We start from the raw sequence: 16245 nt of genomic DNA on the forward strand, positions 1-16245 counted from the left end.
GACGGCACGGCCGATACTCCCTACGCCGGCATTACCCGGACAGGTTCCTGCGGTCAGCGCTCCCTCGCCCGCCCGGCCACGACTACCGTGGCGTACGGTCGACCAGCGCACTCTCAGCCCGGAATGAGGTCCAAGCTCCCGCGTGTGTCAGTTTGAAGCGACAGGCTAGCGGGGGCCGCGACGTTCGCCAAGGCCAGGGGGTCCGGCCGTCCGCATCGCGGGATGCCGGGGGGACGGTGGGGCGGGGCCCGGGCGGGCCGGGTCCCGGCGGGGCCGGGGCCGCGATCGGGTGTCCGGTCGGTGTCCGGTCGGTGTCCGGTCCGGTCGGTGTTCGGTCCGGCTAAGGATTCTTATGAGTTCTTCAGAGGGCCCCTTACGGCAATCGAATCCCGCGTAGGAAAAACTATGCTTCTTGGTTCTGTCAGCTATGGAGGTCGTCAGTGAGCACCGAGCGCGAGAGTGGGTCCACCGGGCCGCAGGGGGAGCAGACCTCCGGCGGTCACGGGGTGGTGGGTCCGGCGCCTGACGGTCCGGCCCAGCCGCCGCAGTCCGCTCCGGCGGGCGTCGGTACGCCGGCCGTCGCGGACTCCCCGCAGACGCTGGCCTTCGGCAAGCTGAGCGCCCCGGAGCCGGCTCCGGCGGCTCCCCCCGCCCCGCCGGCTCCGGCCGCGCCCGCCCCGCCCGCGTACCTGGACGCGCCGCCGCCGGTCCTCCCCCCGGCCCCCGCCGCGCCCGGCTACCAGGACGCGCCGCCGCCGGCCAACCCGTACGCCGCGCCCGTCGCGGCACCGGTCCACGCCGCCCACGACCCGTACGCCCCGGCGCCCGGCGCCCAGCCGGCGCCCGCCGACCCCTACGCCGCTCCGGCGCAGGCTCCCGCCGAGCACGCCCACCACCCCTTCGGGGCCGGCCAGCCGCTCGGCGGCTGGGGCGCCCAGGACCACGCCGGCGGCACCTTCGCCGGCTCCGGCGGACCGGGCCTGCCCGGTTACCCGGGCGAGTACCCGGGTGCCGCGCCCGGTGGCCCGCGCAAGAAGCGCGGCGGTCTGATCGCGCTGATCGCCGCCGTCGCCCTGGTCGCCGGTGTGGCCGGTGGGGTGGTGGGCGCCGCGGTCAACGACGGCGGCGACACGGTCAGCTCCGCCAGTGACAACCGCAGCACCACCGTCCAGGCCGGCAACACGCAGAAGAACGAGGCCGCCCCCGGCTCGGTCGCCGGGATCGCCCAGAAGGCGCTGCCCAGCACGGTCACCATCAAGGCCGAGAACAGCACCGAGTCCGGCACCGGCACCGGCTTCGTCTTCGACACCGAGGGCCACATCCTCACCAACAACCACGTGGTCGCGCCGGCCGCCAGTGGCGGCAAGCTGACCGTCAAGTTCGCCGACGGCTCGTCCTACTCGGCCTCCGTGATCGGCCGCGCCGAGGGCTACGACGTCGCGGTGGTCAAGCTCGACAACCCGCCGAAGGACAAGCTCAGCCCCCTCCCGCTCGGCGACTCGGACAAGGTCAACGTCGGCGACGCGACCATCGCGATCGGTGCTCCGTACGGCCTGGAGTCCACCGTCACCACCGGCATCATCAGCGCCAAGGACCGCCCGGTCGCCTCCGGCGACGAGACCGGCGCGCAGGCCTCGTACATGAACGCCCTGCAGACCGACGCCTCGATCAACCCGGGCAACTCCGGCGGCCCGCTGCTCGACTCCGGCGGCGCGGTGATCGGCATCAACTCGGCGATCCAGTCCAACACCTCGGGCAGCGGCCGGGCCGGCAGCATCGGCCTCGGCTTCGCCATCCCGATCAACCAGGCCAAGTGGGTCGCCTCGACCCTGATCGAGACCAAGACCCCCGTCTACGCGATCCTCGGCGTGCTCCGCAACGACGACTACAAGGGCGACGGCGCCCAGATCCAGACCGCCGCCGTCCAGGGCACCCCGGCCGTCACCCCCGGCGGCCCCGCCGACAAGGCCGGCCTCAAGGCGGGCGATGTCATCACCAAGCTCGGTGGCAGCCCGATCGAGAACGGTCCCGCCCTGGTCAGCAAGATCTGGACGCACAAGCCCGGCGACACCGTCGACGTCGAGTACACCCGCGACGGCAAGACCGCCACGACCAAGGTCACCCTCGGCGAGCGCAAGGGCGACAGCAGCTGATCCCACCGCCGTCCGCACACCGCGGGCCCCCACCCGGGGACGCACCCCGCCCGCGGAATCCCTGTGCACCGAACCCCGCCGGACCCGTTAGGCTGACCTCCGCCTGGAGAGCTGCCCGAGCGGCCTAAGGGAACAGTCTTGAAAACTGTCGTGGGGTGACCCCTCACCGTGGGTTCGAATCCCACGCTCTCCGCTGGTGGGGAAAACCCTGATCAGAGGGGGTATCGGCCAACTGCCGATACCCCCTCTTTTCGATTGCGTCCCGGGGTGTCCCACCTGGATCCCGCCACAGGTCACCGTGTGTGGGCCAACTGTGGGCCAGAGTCGCCGCCTACTTCTCCAGGTCAGCGCCACCAAGAAACCGCTCGATCAGGGCATTCGCGTGATCCTCCCGCCCGGCGACGATCTTCGCGTAGAACCGGAGAAGGACGGCCACGCTGTGCCCGGCCCGACGGGCAACCTCCACCGGGTCGACGCCGGCGACCAGCCATCCCGACACCGCGGTGGCGCGGCACGAGTACGGCACGCCGGCGATCGGCGTCTCCGCCTCCTCCGGGGTGAGCGCGAGCCTCCGGGCCTCCTTCCAGACGGCCGACCACTCCTTGCTCAGCAGCCGACCGCCCTCTGTCGCCCGGAACAGCCGGCCGTCAGTGGCCACCCCGAACTCGGCGATGTGCTCCTGGAGCAACCGAACGAGCGCCGGCGGAATCGGCACCGGTCGGGTGGCCTTGCGCGCCCGCCGCTTCAGGCCGCGCTCCTCGTGCGCCTCTCCGTCGTCGGTCCAGCGCGACCCGACCCCGGGGGAGCTTCCGGCTAGCAGCAGGGACCCCCATCCCTCATCGGGAAGCGTGCAGTTCGACAGCCGGATGTCCAGTGCCTCAGACGGCCGGGTGGCGGCATAGAGGATGCACCCGAAGAACGCCTTCAGGTGCCGTCCCCGGGGAGAGACCTTCCCCACGGCGTCGATCAGGGCACGTCCCTGCTGGGGGCTGGGCACCCAACGGAAGTCGATTTCGTCGTCCGTCTCCGGTGGCGTCCAGTCCACGAACTGGAGAGGATTCGCCGGGAGCTTCCGGCGCTCAACCGCGTACTGGAGAGCGTTGTTGTAGACCATCCGCTTCCGGGTGATGGTGTTGTCCGCCGCGACGCTGCCGTCCAGGAGGTGGGACAGCGCCTCCAGCCCCAATCGGACGGTGTCGGAGTCCGCCAACTGACCGATCTTGACGGACTTCCTGGCGATCCATGCCAGCGCGGCTTCGACCTCCTCCGGCGGATCCGGTCGGTGATCGGAGAAGTTGAATGCCCAGCAGCTCAGAGCCTGGCGGAGCACGCGAGGGTTAGGGGCTCCCCGATGGTCCGTCACCAACCCGGGCGTGACGGTCGCCAGAGCATCGGCCCGAGCAGCACGGGCCTTGGCCGACGACCGCGACCATTTCATCTTTGCGTGCGCCACTGCGTGGTCGTACCAGGTGCCTTCCGTCTGCTTCCGCAGCTCGGAGACCGGCAGGCCGCTCTCTTGGTCGAACTCCTCGCCGTTCTTCATCGCTGTGCGGATCTCGGCGAGCCGACCGGTCGCGAGGGTCTTGGTCGCGTAGCTCTTTGAGTGGGGCTTCGACCCGACCTTCCACCGCAACTCGAACGGGAGCCGGCGGCCGGGGCGTTGGCGAATCGTGTAAAGCCGAACGTCGTATGTCAGCAAGTGCGCTCCCAACGGAGAGGGCCCCGGCGATTGCCGGGGCCCTGCGGGTCTGTGTCGTCCTAAGCGGCGTCCTGCTCCAGCCCGGCCCACCAGGCGTCCAGGTCGATTCGACGCACCCGGATATGACCGTTGGGGAGCTTGAGGAGCTTCGGACCCTGGCCCCGGGAGACCATCCGGTAGAAGGCGGACCGGGACATGGCGAGCTCCTCCAGGATCGCGGGGAGCTTCAGGTGTTCCTGCTTGGGCATCTGCCACTCCGATCAGGAAAGCGACTGGGCCGGGGGCAGCCTTCGCCCCCTTCTTCTCTGGCATCCGCTACTGCCGCTACTGCCGCTACCTCCCTGGTCAGGGGCATGTTTTTGGTAGCGGATTGGGTAGCGGTAGCGGATCGGTGCCGATCCCGTCAGGTTGGCGGGAGCGGCAGTCGGCCTACGGCAGGCTCGTTGCCGTGAGGGCCGGTTCGGGTGCGGGTAGCGGATGCGTATCCGCTACTGGGGGCGTATCCGCTACCGGAAACAGGGCTCTGACCTGCGCGGTAGCGGCAGTAGCGGGAGTAGCGGATTCCTGGGAGCGGGGCGGGCAGTAGCGCAGCCAGGCGTCGGCGAGGTCGGCGGCGTAGTAGCCCTTGGCGCTGCTCTTGGGGCCGGTTTTGATGTTGCGGGGCTTGATGGGGTCGTTGTCGGCGGTGACGTAGTCGCCGAGCATCCGGGCGAGGGCGCGGGCGGTGATGGGCTTGCCGTCGAGGTCGGCCCACGGCGCGTCGTCCAGCTCGGCGAGCTTGCTCAGCAGTTCGGCGCTGAGCAGTCGTTCGGCGCCGGCGAAGACGTCCCGCAGGTCGGCGAGGAGGCGGATGCCGATGGAGCCCTTGTCGTTGGCCTTGGAGGCGGTGACGAGCTGGACGCAGGCCGCGCGGGCCCGCTCGGGCCAGTGGCCGCCGGCGGCGTCGGCGACCGCGATGAGCGGTTCCCACACGTCGGCCGGGCGGTCGCTGATGCCGTCGGGAAGCTCGGGCCATGCGTCGTGGAGCTGGTCGCGGACCGTGCTGGCCCAGGCTGCCAGGCGGTCACGTAGGACGTGCCCTTCAGGCTTGTGGATGCGCTCCCGGTACGGCTGGACCTTCTCGTTGGGGGCGCGACGGCGCATCCGGACAATGACTGAGCGGCTCATGATGGTGTCGGGCAGGTCGCCGAGTCCGCCCATGGCGAGGGCGGCGTAGACGGGGAAGGGCTGGACGGTCTGGGTGGAGCCGTCGCCGACGCACCGCAGGACGACGCCGCTGCGGCGGTGACCGGAGTTGATGAGCCCGCGCAGGTCTTCGTTCCCGGCGGCCTTGGGACCGAAGGTGGTGTCGATCTCGTCGAACAGCATGGTGGGCCGGGCCTCGGGGTCGGACACGGAGCGGAACAGCGCGGCCGGGCTGACGTCGGTGGTGAGCATCGGCCTCGGGGTGAGCGTTTCGATGATCTCCAGGGCGCGGGTCTTGCCGCTGCCGGGTTCCGGGGAGAGGAACGCGATGCGCGGCGTGGACTCGAAGCAGTCGAGCAGGTGGGTGTGGGCGTCCCACAGGGTCACGGCCACGTAGGCGGCTTCCGACGGGAAGACGTTGAAGCGCCGGTGGTGGGCCTCGACCGCGTCCAGCACGGCGGCGCCCTCCTGCGGGGTGGGGCTGTTCGGGCTGGGAGCTTCGGTCATGCGGCCCGTCCTACGTTGGTGTTGGCGAGGCCCCAGTCGAGGCCGGAGCGGATGGTGCGCGCGGCTTCGGCGTCACCGATCCCGGCGGCGTTGGCGGCGGCGGTGAGCCGGTCCTCGACCTCGGTGCGGCTGAGGTGGCTGGTGGCGACCATCCGGGCCAGGGACCGGGCCGCGCCGACCAGTGCGTGGTTGCGTCCGCCCTCGCGGGTGGTGGCGACCTTGTCGCACTCCCGGTCCAGCGCCGTGTTCGCCCACGCGGCGGGGTCGGAGATCCGCCCCGACGTGCGCGCGGGTGCGGGCCGGGCGGTGATGGTCTTTTCGCTGATCAGCAAAAGAGCGGGAAGTGGCAGGGGCGGCAGGTCGAGTTCCACGCGGTAGGTGGCGCCGTCCACGACCGAACCGGCGGCGACGACGTACCCGCCGGCGGACCGGCTGTCGATCAGCCAACCCAGCCTGCCGACCGTGTTCGGCTGCACCGGCCCGCCGGGCGCCGCGAAGTACAGGTGACGCCCGTCCCGGCAGGTCCGCACTCGGAACGTCTGGTCCGGTACCGGCAGCCCGGCCCGGTGGAACAGTTCGGCCAACACGTCAGTGCCGTCCGTGATCCCCGGCTCCGCCCACTCCGCCGGCGGGTGGGCACCGTTCTTCGGGGTGTCGAGGTCGATCACGACCAGCCCCGATGGGCCGCACGCGATACCGACGTTGAACGGCCCGGCGCCCCAGCACCGCCGGATCCGCACCGGATCGGTGGTGGCTCGCTGCTCCCAGCTGGAGACGGCGGGGCGCTTGGTGTTCGGGGTGAGCGGGAAGACGTGCCATCCGCGTGCGGCCGCGCCGAGGGCGGCGGCGAGCAGGGCGGGCTGTGCACTCGGCCGCGCGGGCAACCGTGCGGCTGCGGCGCGGGTACCGGGCAGCGCGCGGGCGTTCACCGACCGCTCCCGATCAGCTCGGCGACCAGGTGGGCGCTGGCGTTGGCGTGCTCCGCGACGGCCCTGACCACCTGCTTGGCCTGGCGGGTCATCGCCGGACCGGGTCGGGCGACTGAGGGTGCGGTGAGGGCGTGCCCGGGGAGGGGCACCAGGAGGGTGGCGGTCAGCAGCAGGGCCGGACGGTGCAGGCCCGGTTCGATCGCGGCGGCCCATTCGTTGCTGCTGGACCACGGGTCGCGCTCCCAGTCCTCCGGTTGTCCGGCGGGGCGGCGGGCGAGGACCCGGTGGCGCAGGGCGACGTCGATCCGGAGCGCGACCTGGTCGTAGTCGATGCCGGTCGTAACGAGGGTGACGCCCGCCAGGTCGGGGCGGATACGAACGTAGCCGGGGGACATGACGGGGCTGGTGGCGATCCGCCACACCGCGTGGGCGAAGTCGACGGCGGTGAGCGGGGCGCCGTGCTCGTGGAGGCGGCTGGCGTTGACGGCGAGGTAGGAGTGGAAGCGGGACGACCCGGCGGAGGCGTTGGCCTTGTCGTGCTCGTCGTCGATGAGGGCGAGCGTCTGGCTGGTGAACTGGGGCATGCTTGGTCCGATCTCGTCTTGTACGGGGTCGAGGACCCGCAGCGGCTGGGGTTTCCCGGCAAGGTGTTCCGGCTGCTGCGGGTTTCGTGCTGTCCGGGTTCAGCGGTTGCGGTTGGTCATGCGGTTGGAGACGTTGAGGCTGACGTTCACCGCACCTCCCCGCCCGCCCCCACCACCGGTGTTGCTGTTCTTGAGCAGCCAGGCGAGGGCGAGGACGGCGGCCAGGCAGCCGAGTCCGGTGGTCGCGGCGGCGACGGCCTGGAGCAGGAACGCGGTGCCGACGCCGGCGGCGCCGATGCCGATGCCGCCGCAGAGCAGGCGGGCGGGCCACGGGTCGCCGGTCGGGGCCGGGGTGAACTGCTGGGGCTGTGCGGGAAGGTAGGCCGGGCCGGGGTGGTGGACGACGACCGGCGCCGGGGTGGGCTGGTAGGGGACGAGCGGTGCCGTGGTGGGGGTGGTGGCGTAGAGGGGGTGGCCGTCGGCGGTGTAGAGCACCGCGGCGGTGGGCTGCTGCTGGTAGTGGTTCACGGTGCTCTCCTGTCGGGGCCGTGCGCGGGAGGGGTCAGTTGAAGGAGGCGAGGAAGTGCGCGAGGGCGGTGAGTCCCTGGTTCACGGGCCCGGCCAGGCCCGTGCTCGCGGCGGTGAACCCGGACAACCAGATGGGCAGGGCGGTCAGGGTGGTGGTGCGCTGGGTGCGGATGAGGATGATCGTGATGACGCCGAACACGAGGGCGGTGGAGGCGGTGATGAGCACGGCGGAGCGGTCCCTTCCGGGGGTGTCAGAAGCTGAGCGGGGTGGGGTGTCAGGGCCGTCAGAAGACGCGTCAGGAGGGGTGTCAGACGCGTCTGACACCCCTCGCGCTCGCACGTCACCTGTAGAAACGGGCCGTTTGGCGTCAGACGCGTCTGACGCGTCAGGCCCGTCAGAAAACGGCCGGGAGGTTCAGGCGGCGTACTGGTTGGCGGGCACGATCTCGTACCGGCCGGCCTCTTCGGTCTCCCGCAGACGCCCGGCGAGGACCATCGCGGAGACCTCCCCGGAGACCCAGCTCCGGGAGCGGCCGAAGCGGTCGCAGTGTTCCATGAAGTCCGCCGGGGCGACCTCGGTGCGGCCCTCGTCCTCGAACTCCGCCAGCAGGTCCGTCATCGCCTGCTGGGCCTCGCCCTTGGACAGCTTGCGGGCCGGCGGCCCGGCCGGCCGGGCGCCAAGGGGCAGGATCGTGCGGACCTCCGGGAGGGCCTGCTCCGGGTCGATCCACTCCTGACCGTCGTCGTCCAGCACATCGCTGTCGTCGTCCACGTCGTCCTCCTCGGTGAGGTAGAGCGGCCCGTCCTCCTCGTCCCACCCCTCCAGACCCGGCTGCCCGGTCTGGACCGGGGCCGCGGGTGCGGTGGGGAGGGGGTGGCGGGTGCGCTTGGTGAACGCGGGCCCGGCGGCCTTGGCGGCGGCGCCGGCGGTGACCGGGTCGCAGGCGGAGCGGACGTCGGCGAAGGTGACGGCGGCCCAGTGCAGGTAGTCGGTGGGGGTGAGGTAGGAGCGGGCGGGGGTGGCCCAGAACGTCTCCGGGACGCCGTTGGCGACCAGGTAGGAGTAGCCGGGCTTCTTGTCCTTCCAGGTGTGCGGCGCGGCGCCTGCGTCGAGGGCTTCGTCGGGGAGGGCGAATCCGGCGTCCCGCTCGTCGCGGACTCCGAACACCCAGCTGGAGCCGAACGAGGCGCGGGAGTCGGTGGAGACCTGGGTGCCGGAGGCGCGTTGGAGGGAGATAACCAGGGAGATTCCGGCGGAGCGAGCTTCCTGGGCGATGCCGGTGAACACGTCGTCGTCGGTCTCGCGGATGGTCTTGGCGGCCTCCTCGAACCACGCGACCAGGTACGGCATCCCCGGGGAGCCGTCGGCCTGCGTCTCGGCGCAGGCGGGTTCCCACTGTTTGTAGCCGTACTTCGCGAGCCACGCCGTGCGGGCGGGGATGGAGGCGCGCAGGGCCTCGATCATGGCCTTGGTGGAGTTCATGTCGAGTGCCGCCCAATCCAGGGAGGGCAGCAGCGGGCCGAGGGTCTGTTCGGCCTTGGCGGGGTCGGACGCCCACACGATGACGTCGCGGCGGGTGACGACCTCGCCGAGGACGGTGATCCCGCCCTCGGACTTTCCCGACCCGGTCATCCCCATGACGATCAGGTGCATCGCGTTGCGCCCGGCCTGCGGGTCGCCGGGGAACCACAGCATCGCCGGGGTGCCGTCCTCGTAGATCCCGACCACGATCGGGTCCGCGATCGACCCGCCCGCGTGGGACGGCCCGGGGAAGGCGACGGTGTTCTTGAGCAGGTCGTTGGGGACGACGGTGATCGACGCCCGGGAGGAGTCGTCCGGGTCGGTGGTCATCCGCACCGCGTTCTTGGCGACCTTGAACGCCCCGGCCAGGCGGGGCAGGGCCTTGGCCACGTCGTCGGGGGTGAGTTCCCCGGGTGGGAGCTGGAGGTCGAACGTCGCCTTGTTCGGTGCGACCTTGGCACTGGTGACCATGGTCTTGGCGAGCCCGACCTTCTCCAGCAGGCCCTTGTCCGCGCTGGCGGTCTGGCCGTCGGCGTTGACCCGCAGGATCTGGCGGATGTTCCAGGTGGCGGCGAGCGCGGGGGCGCCGATCAGGTAGAGGCTGCCGAGGGGGCCGGCGGCCGGGCCGGCGAGGGCCGCCGCCGTGAACCACGAGGTCCCGGCGGCGACCGTGATCGCCGAGTGCAACCGCCGCTGCTGGGTGGTCGACTTCCCCGCCCACCACGTCGCGACGGTGAGGCCGACGGAGGCGAGGGTGAGTCCAGCGGACGCCGCCGCCGACCCGCCCCACATGCCGTAGGCGGGCAGGGAGAGGACACCGGTTCCGCCGGCGAGCAGCCACGGCGGCAGGTAGGGCTTGGCGCGGTCGAGCAGGTACTCACCCACCCCACCGCCGCCCCGGCCGTAAGCGCCCTGCTGGCCGGGCTGGTTGGGGTCGAGGTGGAGCGGGTGGGCCATGTTGTTGCTGCCGGACACGTGCGACCTCCTTCAGGTCGAGGCGGGCGGGTCAGCCGCCGAAGTCGAAGGACCGGCGCTGCGGGCGGGGGCGGCCGGAGCGGTTCAGCTCCGGGTCGAACTCGCGTTGGAACGAGGCGTAGGTGCGGGCCGCGTTCTTCGCGGCGTCCTTGGCGTCGTCGGCGGTCTTCTTCAGGTGCTTGGCGACCCTGCGGGCCCGCATCTGGCCGCTGAACGGGCGCCCGTCCGGGTCGGGGACCTCCTTCAGGACCGCCTGCAGCACCTCCGCGGCCATGGCCAGTTCGAAGGAGAGCTGCAGGAACGCCGCGCGGGCGTTCTCGCAGTAGTTGCGGATGTCCGCGTTCGTGAAGAACTCCGGGTCCCCCAGCGGCGAGTGCGTGCGGCCGCCGCCGCGCTGCCCGCCGCCCTGCGCACCGGGGTTGGCCTGCCCGATGCCGCCCGGCCCGGCCGCCCGGCCGCCGCCGTCGTAGCCGCGCGGGCCGCCGGCCTTCCCGTCGCCGGAGTTGTAGTGGAAGTGGTACTGATTCCCGCTCTGCCCGCCGCCCGGCTGACGGCCACGGGAACCCTGGCCTCCGCCCTGGCCGGGGCTGGGCTGCTGCGGGGCCTGCGGCGGGCGGGCGTAGTTCTGGCCGGCCTGGAACCACTGGTCCTGCTGGTCGAACGGGTTGCTCTGCGGAGGAACACTCACGTCAGATCTCCTTCAGGTGCGGTCAGGGGCTTGGCGGCGACGGTCCGGCGCGAGCGCCACCACGCGGCCTGACCGGCGGCGGTGGCAGCGGCCCAGAGGCCGAACAGCGGCCAGTTGACGGGGCCGAACAGGCACGCGGCGCCCGTCCAGAGCGCGACCGCGCCAGCGAGCAGGACCGGCAGGCGCAGGGCGCGGGCCCGGCGGCGCACCGCGGAACGCGGGTGCCAACGGCGGACGATCGCCCATCCGGCGGGGACGAGCAGGGCAGGGACGGCGAGGACGACCCCGGCGGCCGGCGCCGCGACGGACAACAGCCCGGCGGCGGCGAACAGGCCCAGCGCAACCCAGGACGGTGCCCAAGCGGCGCGGTGACGCCACAGTGCGCTGCCGGTCGCGTAGGCCAACTGCCGTGTGAGGGTCGGTCGGTCGGGGATCATGACGACCAGCGGAGTCGTGCCCCGGCCGAGGTCGATCACGTGGGCGGCCGGCGCACCGTGCCGTCCACGCTGACGGGGTATCTGTACCTTGGTGGTACGGACACGCGAACGCATCGGGAACTCCAAGTCGGCTGTTGGGGTGTGGTGTTGGCGCTGTTCGTCAGGCGGAGGCGATGACGGCGGCGGCGGTCTCGAACGCGTGGTGCCACGCCTGATCGAGGCAGTAGGCGCCGTTCATGCCGTGGTCGGCGAGGCGGACGAACGCACTCTTGCCGGTCGCGTCGGCGAGGCGCCGCAGGGGCTCGCGCCGATCCGCGACGTAGTGCGTGACGGCGGAAACGGCCAGGGCCGCCACGACCGGGCCGGGCTTCAGCCGGATGCCGAGCACGTGGGAGCCGAGCAGCAGAGCGCCGGCCTGCGTGGCGGTGTAGGCGGCGACGTGGGCGGCGCAGGCCCGGCGCCCAGCGGCGCTGGACTGGCCGTCGGTGTGGTAGTGCTGGCCCTTGACGGTGGCCTGGTGGTCGCTCTGGATCCAGTGGTCCGCCACGTCGGCGGCGGCGCGGAACAGAGCGTAGGAGGCGGCGAACCGGGCCGCGCGGGAAGTGGTCACGGTGTGCTCCAACCGGTCTGCAGTGAGGTGGAGTTGTCGGATTTGCGCCGTTCGTCAGGCTGCGGTCGGGAGGCCGTCCGCGCACGGGAGGCAGGTGCCGTACCGGGTGGGCAGGACATATCCGGCGTCGCGCCGGCAGTCGGGGCAGGTCCGCCGGGCCCGCATCGCCAGCGCGAGGGCGGCGGCCTTGGCGGGGGTCATCGGCCGGACCGGTTGGGCCAGTCCGCGGCGGTAGAGGTAGGCGGCGCGGACGCCGAGACGCCGGCTTTGCCAGAGGATCTGTGCGGCGACCGGCTGCCCGCCGGGGCGCAGGCCGACCGCGCGGAGCTGGCGGCGGGTCATGTATCCGTCCGGGGCCATCTGCCACGGGTACGTGGGGATACCCCCGTACCTCGTGCCGTCCGGGTCCCAGAAGCGCGGCAGGCTCACACCGTCACCTGCCCGCTCTCGGCGAGGGCCCGCAGGGCGTCGCGTACCCGCTGTGCGCGGGGCTGGCCGATGCCGTACTCGGAGCGCAGGGTACGCACGGCGGGCAGGCGTCCGGCGGCGAGTACATCGGCGTACTTCTCGGCAGCGGCTGGTGTCAGCTCGTCCGGCTCCCCGGCGTCTTCCTGCTGGTCAGGGTCGGGGTACTCGGCGTATCCGGGGTCGTCGGGTACGTACTCGCCGGCCGTGCCTGGGCGGGTGGGCTCCGGTTCGGCGGCGGGTACGGGGCGCTGGGGGAGCGGCCAGAACTCCAGCTCCGGCAGCGCCGCCGGGGCCGTCTCGGCGGGCTCGTCCACTGTCGCCGGGTACGTCTCGGGTACAGCGGATACGGCGGGTACCGGGTCCGGGTACGTCCCGGGTACAGCGGGTGCGGGGTCGGCCCACATCAGCGGGAAGTCGTCCTCCAGCAACGGTTCCGGCAGCGCTGCCGGGGCGGTGGGGGTGGTGGCGTGGAGTACGTGTACCCGCCACAGCACCAACGGCGCGATAGCGGATACGGCGACGATCAGCGGCCATCCCTGGTGGATGACGCCGGCGCCGAGCAGGTGCGCGGCGGCGTTCGTGGCGATCATTCCGAGCACCGGCGGGAACACCTCCCGTCCCGCGCGAAGCGCCCGCAGGGCGTAGGTGTCCAGCGCCAGCGGCAGGCCGGCGGCGACCGCCGACCCGAAACCGCAGTCGACCGCGAGACGCCACTCGCCATGGGCGGAGACCGTCACGGCCGCCCCCATCGCCAGCCACGCCAACAGATCCATCCGCCGCTTCACCGGCCACCCCCGGCGGCGGAGTGCAGCCGGCGGGCCTGCTGGGTGAGGTCCGCGACGAACGTGCGAAGCGCGTCGGTGACCGCCTCCGGCACCCGGACCACGGGGGCGGGGCGGTCACTCTCGCGGATTTCCCTCCAGCGGGGCATGCCGCGCTCCGTCTCGGTCAGGCCACCGAAGATGCCGACCGGCTCGCCGCGGTCGATCGCGCCAGTCAGGCAGGCGGTGCGGACGGGGCAGGCGGCGCAGATGGCCTTGGCGCGGCGCTCGGCAAAGGTGTCGCCGTCCTCGGGGAAGAACAGGTCCGGGTCGGCGGTCGTGCACGCGGCGCCGCTCAGGCCCTGGTCGGGGGCGGTGCGCAGGTCGGCGATCGTGAGGACGGCCGGGCGGCCGGTCAGGTGCGGGGTGATGGTGCCGGCGAGCCGGCGGACCGGGACAACGCTCATCAGGCGGCCCTCCAGGTGAGGACCCGGCGGCGCTCGGCCGCGTTGCGCATCAGGGCCTTGGCGTAGCGGGCGGCCTCCGGGGCCAGGTCCCGCAGAACCTCGGTGGCGACCGCGAGCCGGGTCCGCCGGTCGAGGTCGTCCTCCTCGTCGGTGCCGGCGAACAGCTCCACGTCGATGCCGAGGGCCAACTCGGCGAACTCGGAAGCCGTAGCGGCTTCCTGGCCTGCGACAATCAGTTTCACGGGTCTACCTCTTCTAGGGGTGTGTGGGCCCGCAGGGGCTGTCGCGCTCCGGCCAAGGAAGGCGCGGCGGCCCCGACTCATGGGCCCGGGGCAACACGTCGGATGACGAGAAGCCATGGACCGCGACTCGCCCGAGCAGGGCGGATCGAGGGTCAAAGTCACTCGTCAAGCAGTGCGGGCCCCGCACCGCCGGGAAATCGGCCGGTGCGGGGCCCGCGTGTGTCGTCACGTTGGGGAGCGAGCTCCCGGTGAGGTATGACGACGTGATCTTTCGATCTCGAACCCTCCGGACTGACCAGGCGCCGGGTGCCTCAGCCCCATCTGTCCGGGGCTCCTTCATCCCGTGAGCTGCATTTCAGCTGCTCGCGGGACGCATTTATGCAGGTCAGAGCAGCCTTAAGAAGGCCCCTCTTATCGCTTCCGCTTCTCTCGGTGGCGACATGCTCAACATAGACAACCTGCCTAGGCAGGTCAAGAGAGTTGGGTCTCTCGCCTCTGTTGGGCATGCCGACTACGATGGGCACATGAGCCTTGACCCGGATGACCCCCGCCCCCCGTATCAGCAGGTCAGCAGCTCACTTCGGGCTGCGATCCTCACCAAGAAGGAGGGGTTCGAGGCGGGCGACAAACTCCCCTCCGGCCCCGAGTTGGCCAAGCACTACGGCGTGGCGCGAGGCACCGTGGACAAGGCCCTTGACCTGCTCAGGGGGGAAGGGCTGATCGTGACCCGGCAGGGAAGCGGGTCCTTCGTCCGGGAGCGGACCGAACGGCCTGTCGGCCTTCGGCCCCACATCGAAACGGCCTTCGCGCAGCCGCACGTGACCATCGACTTCGCGGGGTTCTCCAGCGAGACCCTGTACAACGCGATGCAAGAGCCGCTGGACAAGATCCGGTCCGGGCGACTTGCCCCGGAGAGCATCGCGGTCCGCCTGTTGCTGCCGGACACCTCAGCGCCGATGGCTGTACCCGTGCTGGTCGACGGCCTGCGGGATGAGGTCGCGCTGCGGGACCGCGCGCGGAACATCGCACTCACCAACGCCGGCGGCATCGCGCACTCCGTGGGGGTGCTCGCCGAACTCGGGCTCGTCCAGTCCGCCACGGTCGAGGTGAAGGTGCACCGGGCGTCGAGCCTCTTCAAGCTCTACATCTTGAACCGCTCCGAAGCGTTTTTCGGGTTCTACCCGCTACGCGAGCGGTCCGTGACGGTCGAGGGCGACTCTCACACCTTCTACGACGTGACGGGGAAAGACACCACCCTGTTCCACCACTCCGCCGGCCCGGACGATGCCTCACTGGGATCGCAGTACGTGCAGCAGTCGCAGACGTGGTTCGACAGCGTGTGGTCCACCATCGCGTACGAGCGTCAGCCATGAGCGCGGCGCCGCAGTCGCTCGCGGACGTGCTCCGGCCGGTGAAGCACGTCCTACTCGACTTCGACGGTCCGGTGTGCTCCGTTTTCGCGGGGCTGCCAGCCCATGAGGTGGCGCAACGACTCCGTGAGGGCCTGCTCGCTACTGGTGAGCAGGCCCTTCCGGGAGGCGAGGACGAGGTGGATCCGCTTGCACTGCTTCGTTTGATCTCGGACGCCCGACCGGATCTCACCGGCATTTCGGACAGCATGCTGGCAGCGCTGGAGAGCGAAGCGGTCCGTGTCGGTCGGCCGACCCCGGGAGGAGAATCGGTCCTGCTTGCCTGCGCACACTCGGGCCGGACGGTATCGGTGGTCAGCAACAACGCGGGCGTGGCAATCGAGACTTACCTAGCCGATCACGGTCTGAGCGGCTACGTGAGTGGAGTCTTCGGCCGTGCCCCGGGCGACCCGTCATCCATGAAACCGAACCCGCGTCTCCTGCTGGAAGCCATGGAAGCCGCGGGCACCCGGCCGGAGGAGTGCGTATTCATCGGTGACGCGGCTCGGGACGTGGAAGCCGGAGACGCCGCCAGCGTCCCCACCATCGGCTACGCGAACAAGCCGGGGAAGGACGCCAGGCTAGCCGCCGCTGGTGCCATTGCCATCGTGGACTCAATGCAGGTGATTGCAGATGCCCTGCTCTGAGTTACTTGGGCCAGCGGCACAGGCGTTGGGACGGGCAACGTTGGACGCGTAAAAGTCTTCCCTACGGGTTCAAGGCTCGCTGCGCTCGCGGCGCTGGCCCGCCGCTCGCCGTCGCTCCTGTCTGCGCCCCGCTTCGGCGGCGCCTGGCCGCGCCACGGAAGTGGACGGGAACGGGTGACCGGCCGAGGGGGCGGTGAGCGCAAGAACCATGGGGCTCCGCCCCAGACCCCGGCCCTCCTCAGAGGGGACCAGAGGTAGGTGCACGGGTGCACCAGCGTCGTGGTGATCGTGATGGGTCGCGGGACGGCCCCCTCCTCGATCGGACACCCAAGGGCGTACCCGGAACCTCCAGGGGCCGCCAAGGCCAGGCGCAAGCGTCACGATTTGAGCCTTGGCGGCCCCTGGAGAACCCGGGTGGCGGCGAAGCTGCCCGA

At 71.5% G+C, this 16245-nt stretch carries 18 protein-coding genes, 1 tRNA gene and 1 riboswitch; of the genes, 4 read left to right on the plus strand and 15 right to left on the minus strand.

Annotation, left to right across the window (positions count from 1 at the left end):
* Positions 1 to 152, minus strand: a riboswitch (TPP riboswitch).
* 288 nt (positions 153 to 440) lie between these two features.
* Together OG823_RS17645 and OG823_RS17650 are read left to right on the plus strand one after the other, a co-directional pair.
* Complete coding sequence (locus OG823_RS17645; RefSeq protein WP_371480542.1) at positions 441 to 2153, plus strand: S1C family serine protease; 1713 nt, start codon at positions 441 to 443, stop codon at positions 2151 to 2153.
* Positions 2154 to 2258: 105 nt separating this feature from the next.
* A tRNA-Ser gene (locus OG823_RS17650) sits at positions 2259 to 2346 on the plus strand.
* Positions 2347 to 2484: 138 nt separating this feature from the next.
* On the opposite strand, the gene OG823_RS17655 is transcribed toward OG823_RS17650, so the two are convergent.
* From OG823_RS17655 to OG823_RS17725, 15 genes are all read right to left on the minus strand, one after another.
* Positions 2485 to 3852, minus strand: coding sequence for a tyrosine-type recombinase/integrase (locus tag OG823_RS17655; protein WP_371480543.1), 1368 nt, complete (start codon positions 3850 to 3852; stop codon positions 2485 to 2487).
* Positions 3853 to 3911: 59 nt separating this feature from the next.
* Positions 3912 to 4100, minus strand: coding sequence for a helix-turn-helix transcriptional regulator (locus OG823_RS17660; RefSeq protein WP_371480544.1), 189 nt, complete (start codon positions 4098 to 4100; stop codon positions 3912 to 3914).
* Between the two features lie 181 nt (positions 4101 to 4281).
* The gene (locus OG823_RS17665) at positions 4282 to 5544 is read right to left on the minus strand and encodes a DUF3631 domain-containing protein (RefSeq protein ID WP_371480545.1); all 1263 of its coding nucleotides are present in this window, start codon (positions 5542 to 5544) and stop codon (positions 4282 to 4284) included.
* Positions 5541 to 6473 (minus strand): bifunctional DNA primase/polymerase, encoded by a 933-nt coding sequence (locus tag OG823_RS17670; RefSeq protein ID WP_371480546.1) that lies wholly within the window; start codon positions 6471 to 6473, stop codon positions 5541 to 5543. Before OG823_RS17670 ends, OG823_RS17665 begins: the two co-directional genes overlap by 4 nt.
* The gene (locus OG823_RS17675; RefSeq protein ID WP_371480547.1) at positions 6470 to 7057 is read right to left on the minus strand and encodes a hypothetical protein; all 588 of its coding nucleotides are present in this window, start codon (positions 7055 to 7057) and stop codon (positions 6470 to 6472) included. The genes OG823_RS17670 and OG823_RS17675 overlap by 4 nt, the downstream gene beginning before the upstream one ends.
* Positions 7058 to 7156: 99 nt before the next feature.
* Positions 7157 to 7585: a hypothetical protein gene (locus tag OG823_RS17680; protein WP_371480548.1), complete on the minus strand. Its 429-nt coding sequence runs from the start codon at positions 7583 to 7585 to the stop codon at positions 7157 to 7159.
* Between the two features lie 34 nt (positions 7586 to 7619).
* Entirely contained in the window at positions 7620 to 7811 is a 192-nt protein-coding gene (locus OG823_RS17685; protein WP_371480549.1) for a hypothetical protein, read from the minus strand.
* 189 nt (positions 7812 to 8000) lie between these two features.
* A complete protein-coding gene (gene traB, locus OG823_RS17690; RefSeq protein WP_371480550.1) occupies positions 8001 to 10082 on the minus strand; it encodes a plasmid transfer protein TraB in 2082 nt (693 codons plus the stop codon).
* A gap of 31 nt (positions 10083 to 10113) precedes the next feature.
* Positions 10114 to 10770, minus strand: coding sequence for a plasmid transfer protein TraA (gene traA / locus OG823_RS17695; protein ID WP_371480551.1), 657 nt, complete (start codon positions 10768 to 10770; stop codon positions 10114 to 10116).
* The gene (locus tag OG823_RS17700; protein ID WP_371480552.1) at positions 10767 to 11321 is read right to left on the minus strand and encodes a hypothetical protein; all 555 of its coding nucleotides are present in this window, start codon (positions 11319 to 11321) and stop codon (positions 10767 to 10769) included. Before OG823_RS17700 ends, traA begins: the two co-directional genes overlap by 4 nt.
* A gap of 46 nt (positions 11322 to 11367) precedes the next feature.
* The gene (locus OG823_RS17705) at positions 11368 to 11817 is read right to left on the minus strand and encodes a hypothetical protein (RefSeq protein WP_371480553.1); all 450 of its coding nucleotides are present in this window, start codon (positions 11815 to 11817) and stop codon (positions 11368 to 11370) included.
* Positions 11818 to 11871: 54 nt separating this feature from the next.
* On the minus strand, positions 11872 to 12246 hold the full coding sequence (locus tag OG823_RS17710) for an RRQRL motif-containing zinc-binding protein (RefSeq protein ID WP_371480554.1): 375 nt from the start codon (positions 12244 to 12246) through the stop codon (positions 11872 to 11874).
* Positions 12243 to 13058 carry a hypothetical protein gene (locus OG823_RS17715; protein ID WP_371480555.1) on the minus strand — a complete coding sequence of 272 codons (816 nt, stop codon included), beginning with the start codon at positions 13056 to 13058 and terminating at the stop codon, positions 12243 to 12245. The genes OG823_RS17710 and OG823_RS17715 overlap by 4 nt, the downstream gene beginning before the upstream one ends.
* 8 nt (positions 13059 to 13066) lie before the next feature.
* Positions 13067 to 13513 carry a WhiB family transcriptional regulator gene (locus OG823_RS17720; RefSeq protein ID WP_371480556.1) on the minus strand — a complete coding sequence of 149 codons (447 nt, stop codon included), beginning with the start codon at positions 13511 to 13513 and terminating at the stop codon, positions 13067 to 13069.
* Positions 13513 to 13755, minus strand: coding sequence for a hypothetical protein (locus OG823_RS17725; RefSeq protein ID WP_371480557.1), 243 nt, complete (start codon positions 13753 to 13755; stop codon positions 13513 to 13515). Before OG823_RS17725 ends, OG823_RS17720 begins: the two co-directional genes overlap by 1 nt.
* A 524-nt stretch (positions 13756 to 14279) precedes the next feature.
* On the opposite strand from OG823_RS17725, the gene OG823_RS17730 reads away from it, so the two are divergent.
* Both OG823_RS17730 and OG823_RS17735 read left to right on the plus strand, forming a co-directional pair.
* The gene (locus OG823_RS17730; RefSeq protein ID WP_371480558.1) at positions 14280 to 15128 is read left to right on the plus strand and encodes a GntR family transcriptional regulator; all 849 of its coding nucleotides are present in this window, start codon (positions 14280 to 14282) and stop codon (positions 15126 to 15128) included.
* Positions 15125 to 15811 (plus strand): HAD family hydrolase, encoded by a 687-nt coding sequence (locus OG823_RS17735; RefSeq protein ID WP_371480559.1) that lies wholly within the window; start codon positions 15125 to 15127, stop codon positions 15809 to 15811. Before OG823_RS17730 ends, OG823_RS17735 begins: the two co-directional genes overlap by 4 nt.
* Positions 15812 to 16245: the final 434 nt, after the last annotated feature.

It is taken from the genome of Kitasatospora sp. NBC_00315 (assembly GCF_041435095.1).
Classification (GTDB): Bacteria; Actinomycetota; Actinomycetes; order Streptomycetales; family Streptomycetaceae; genus Kitasatospora.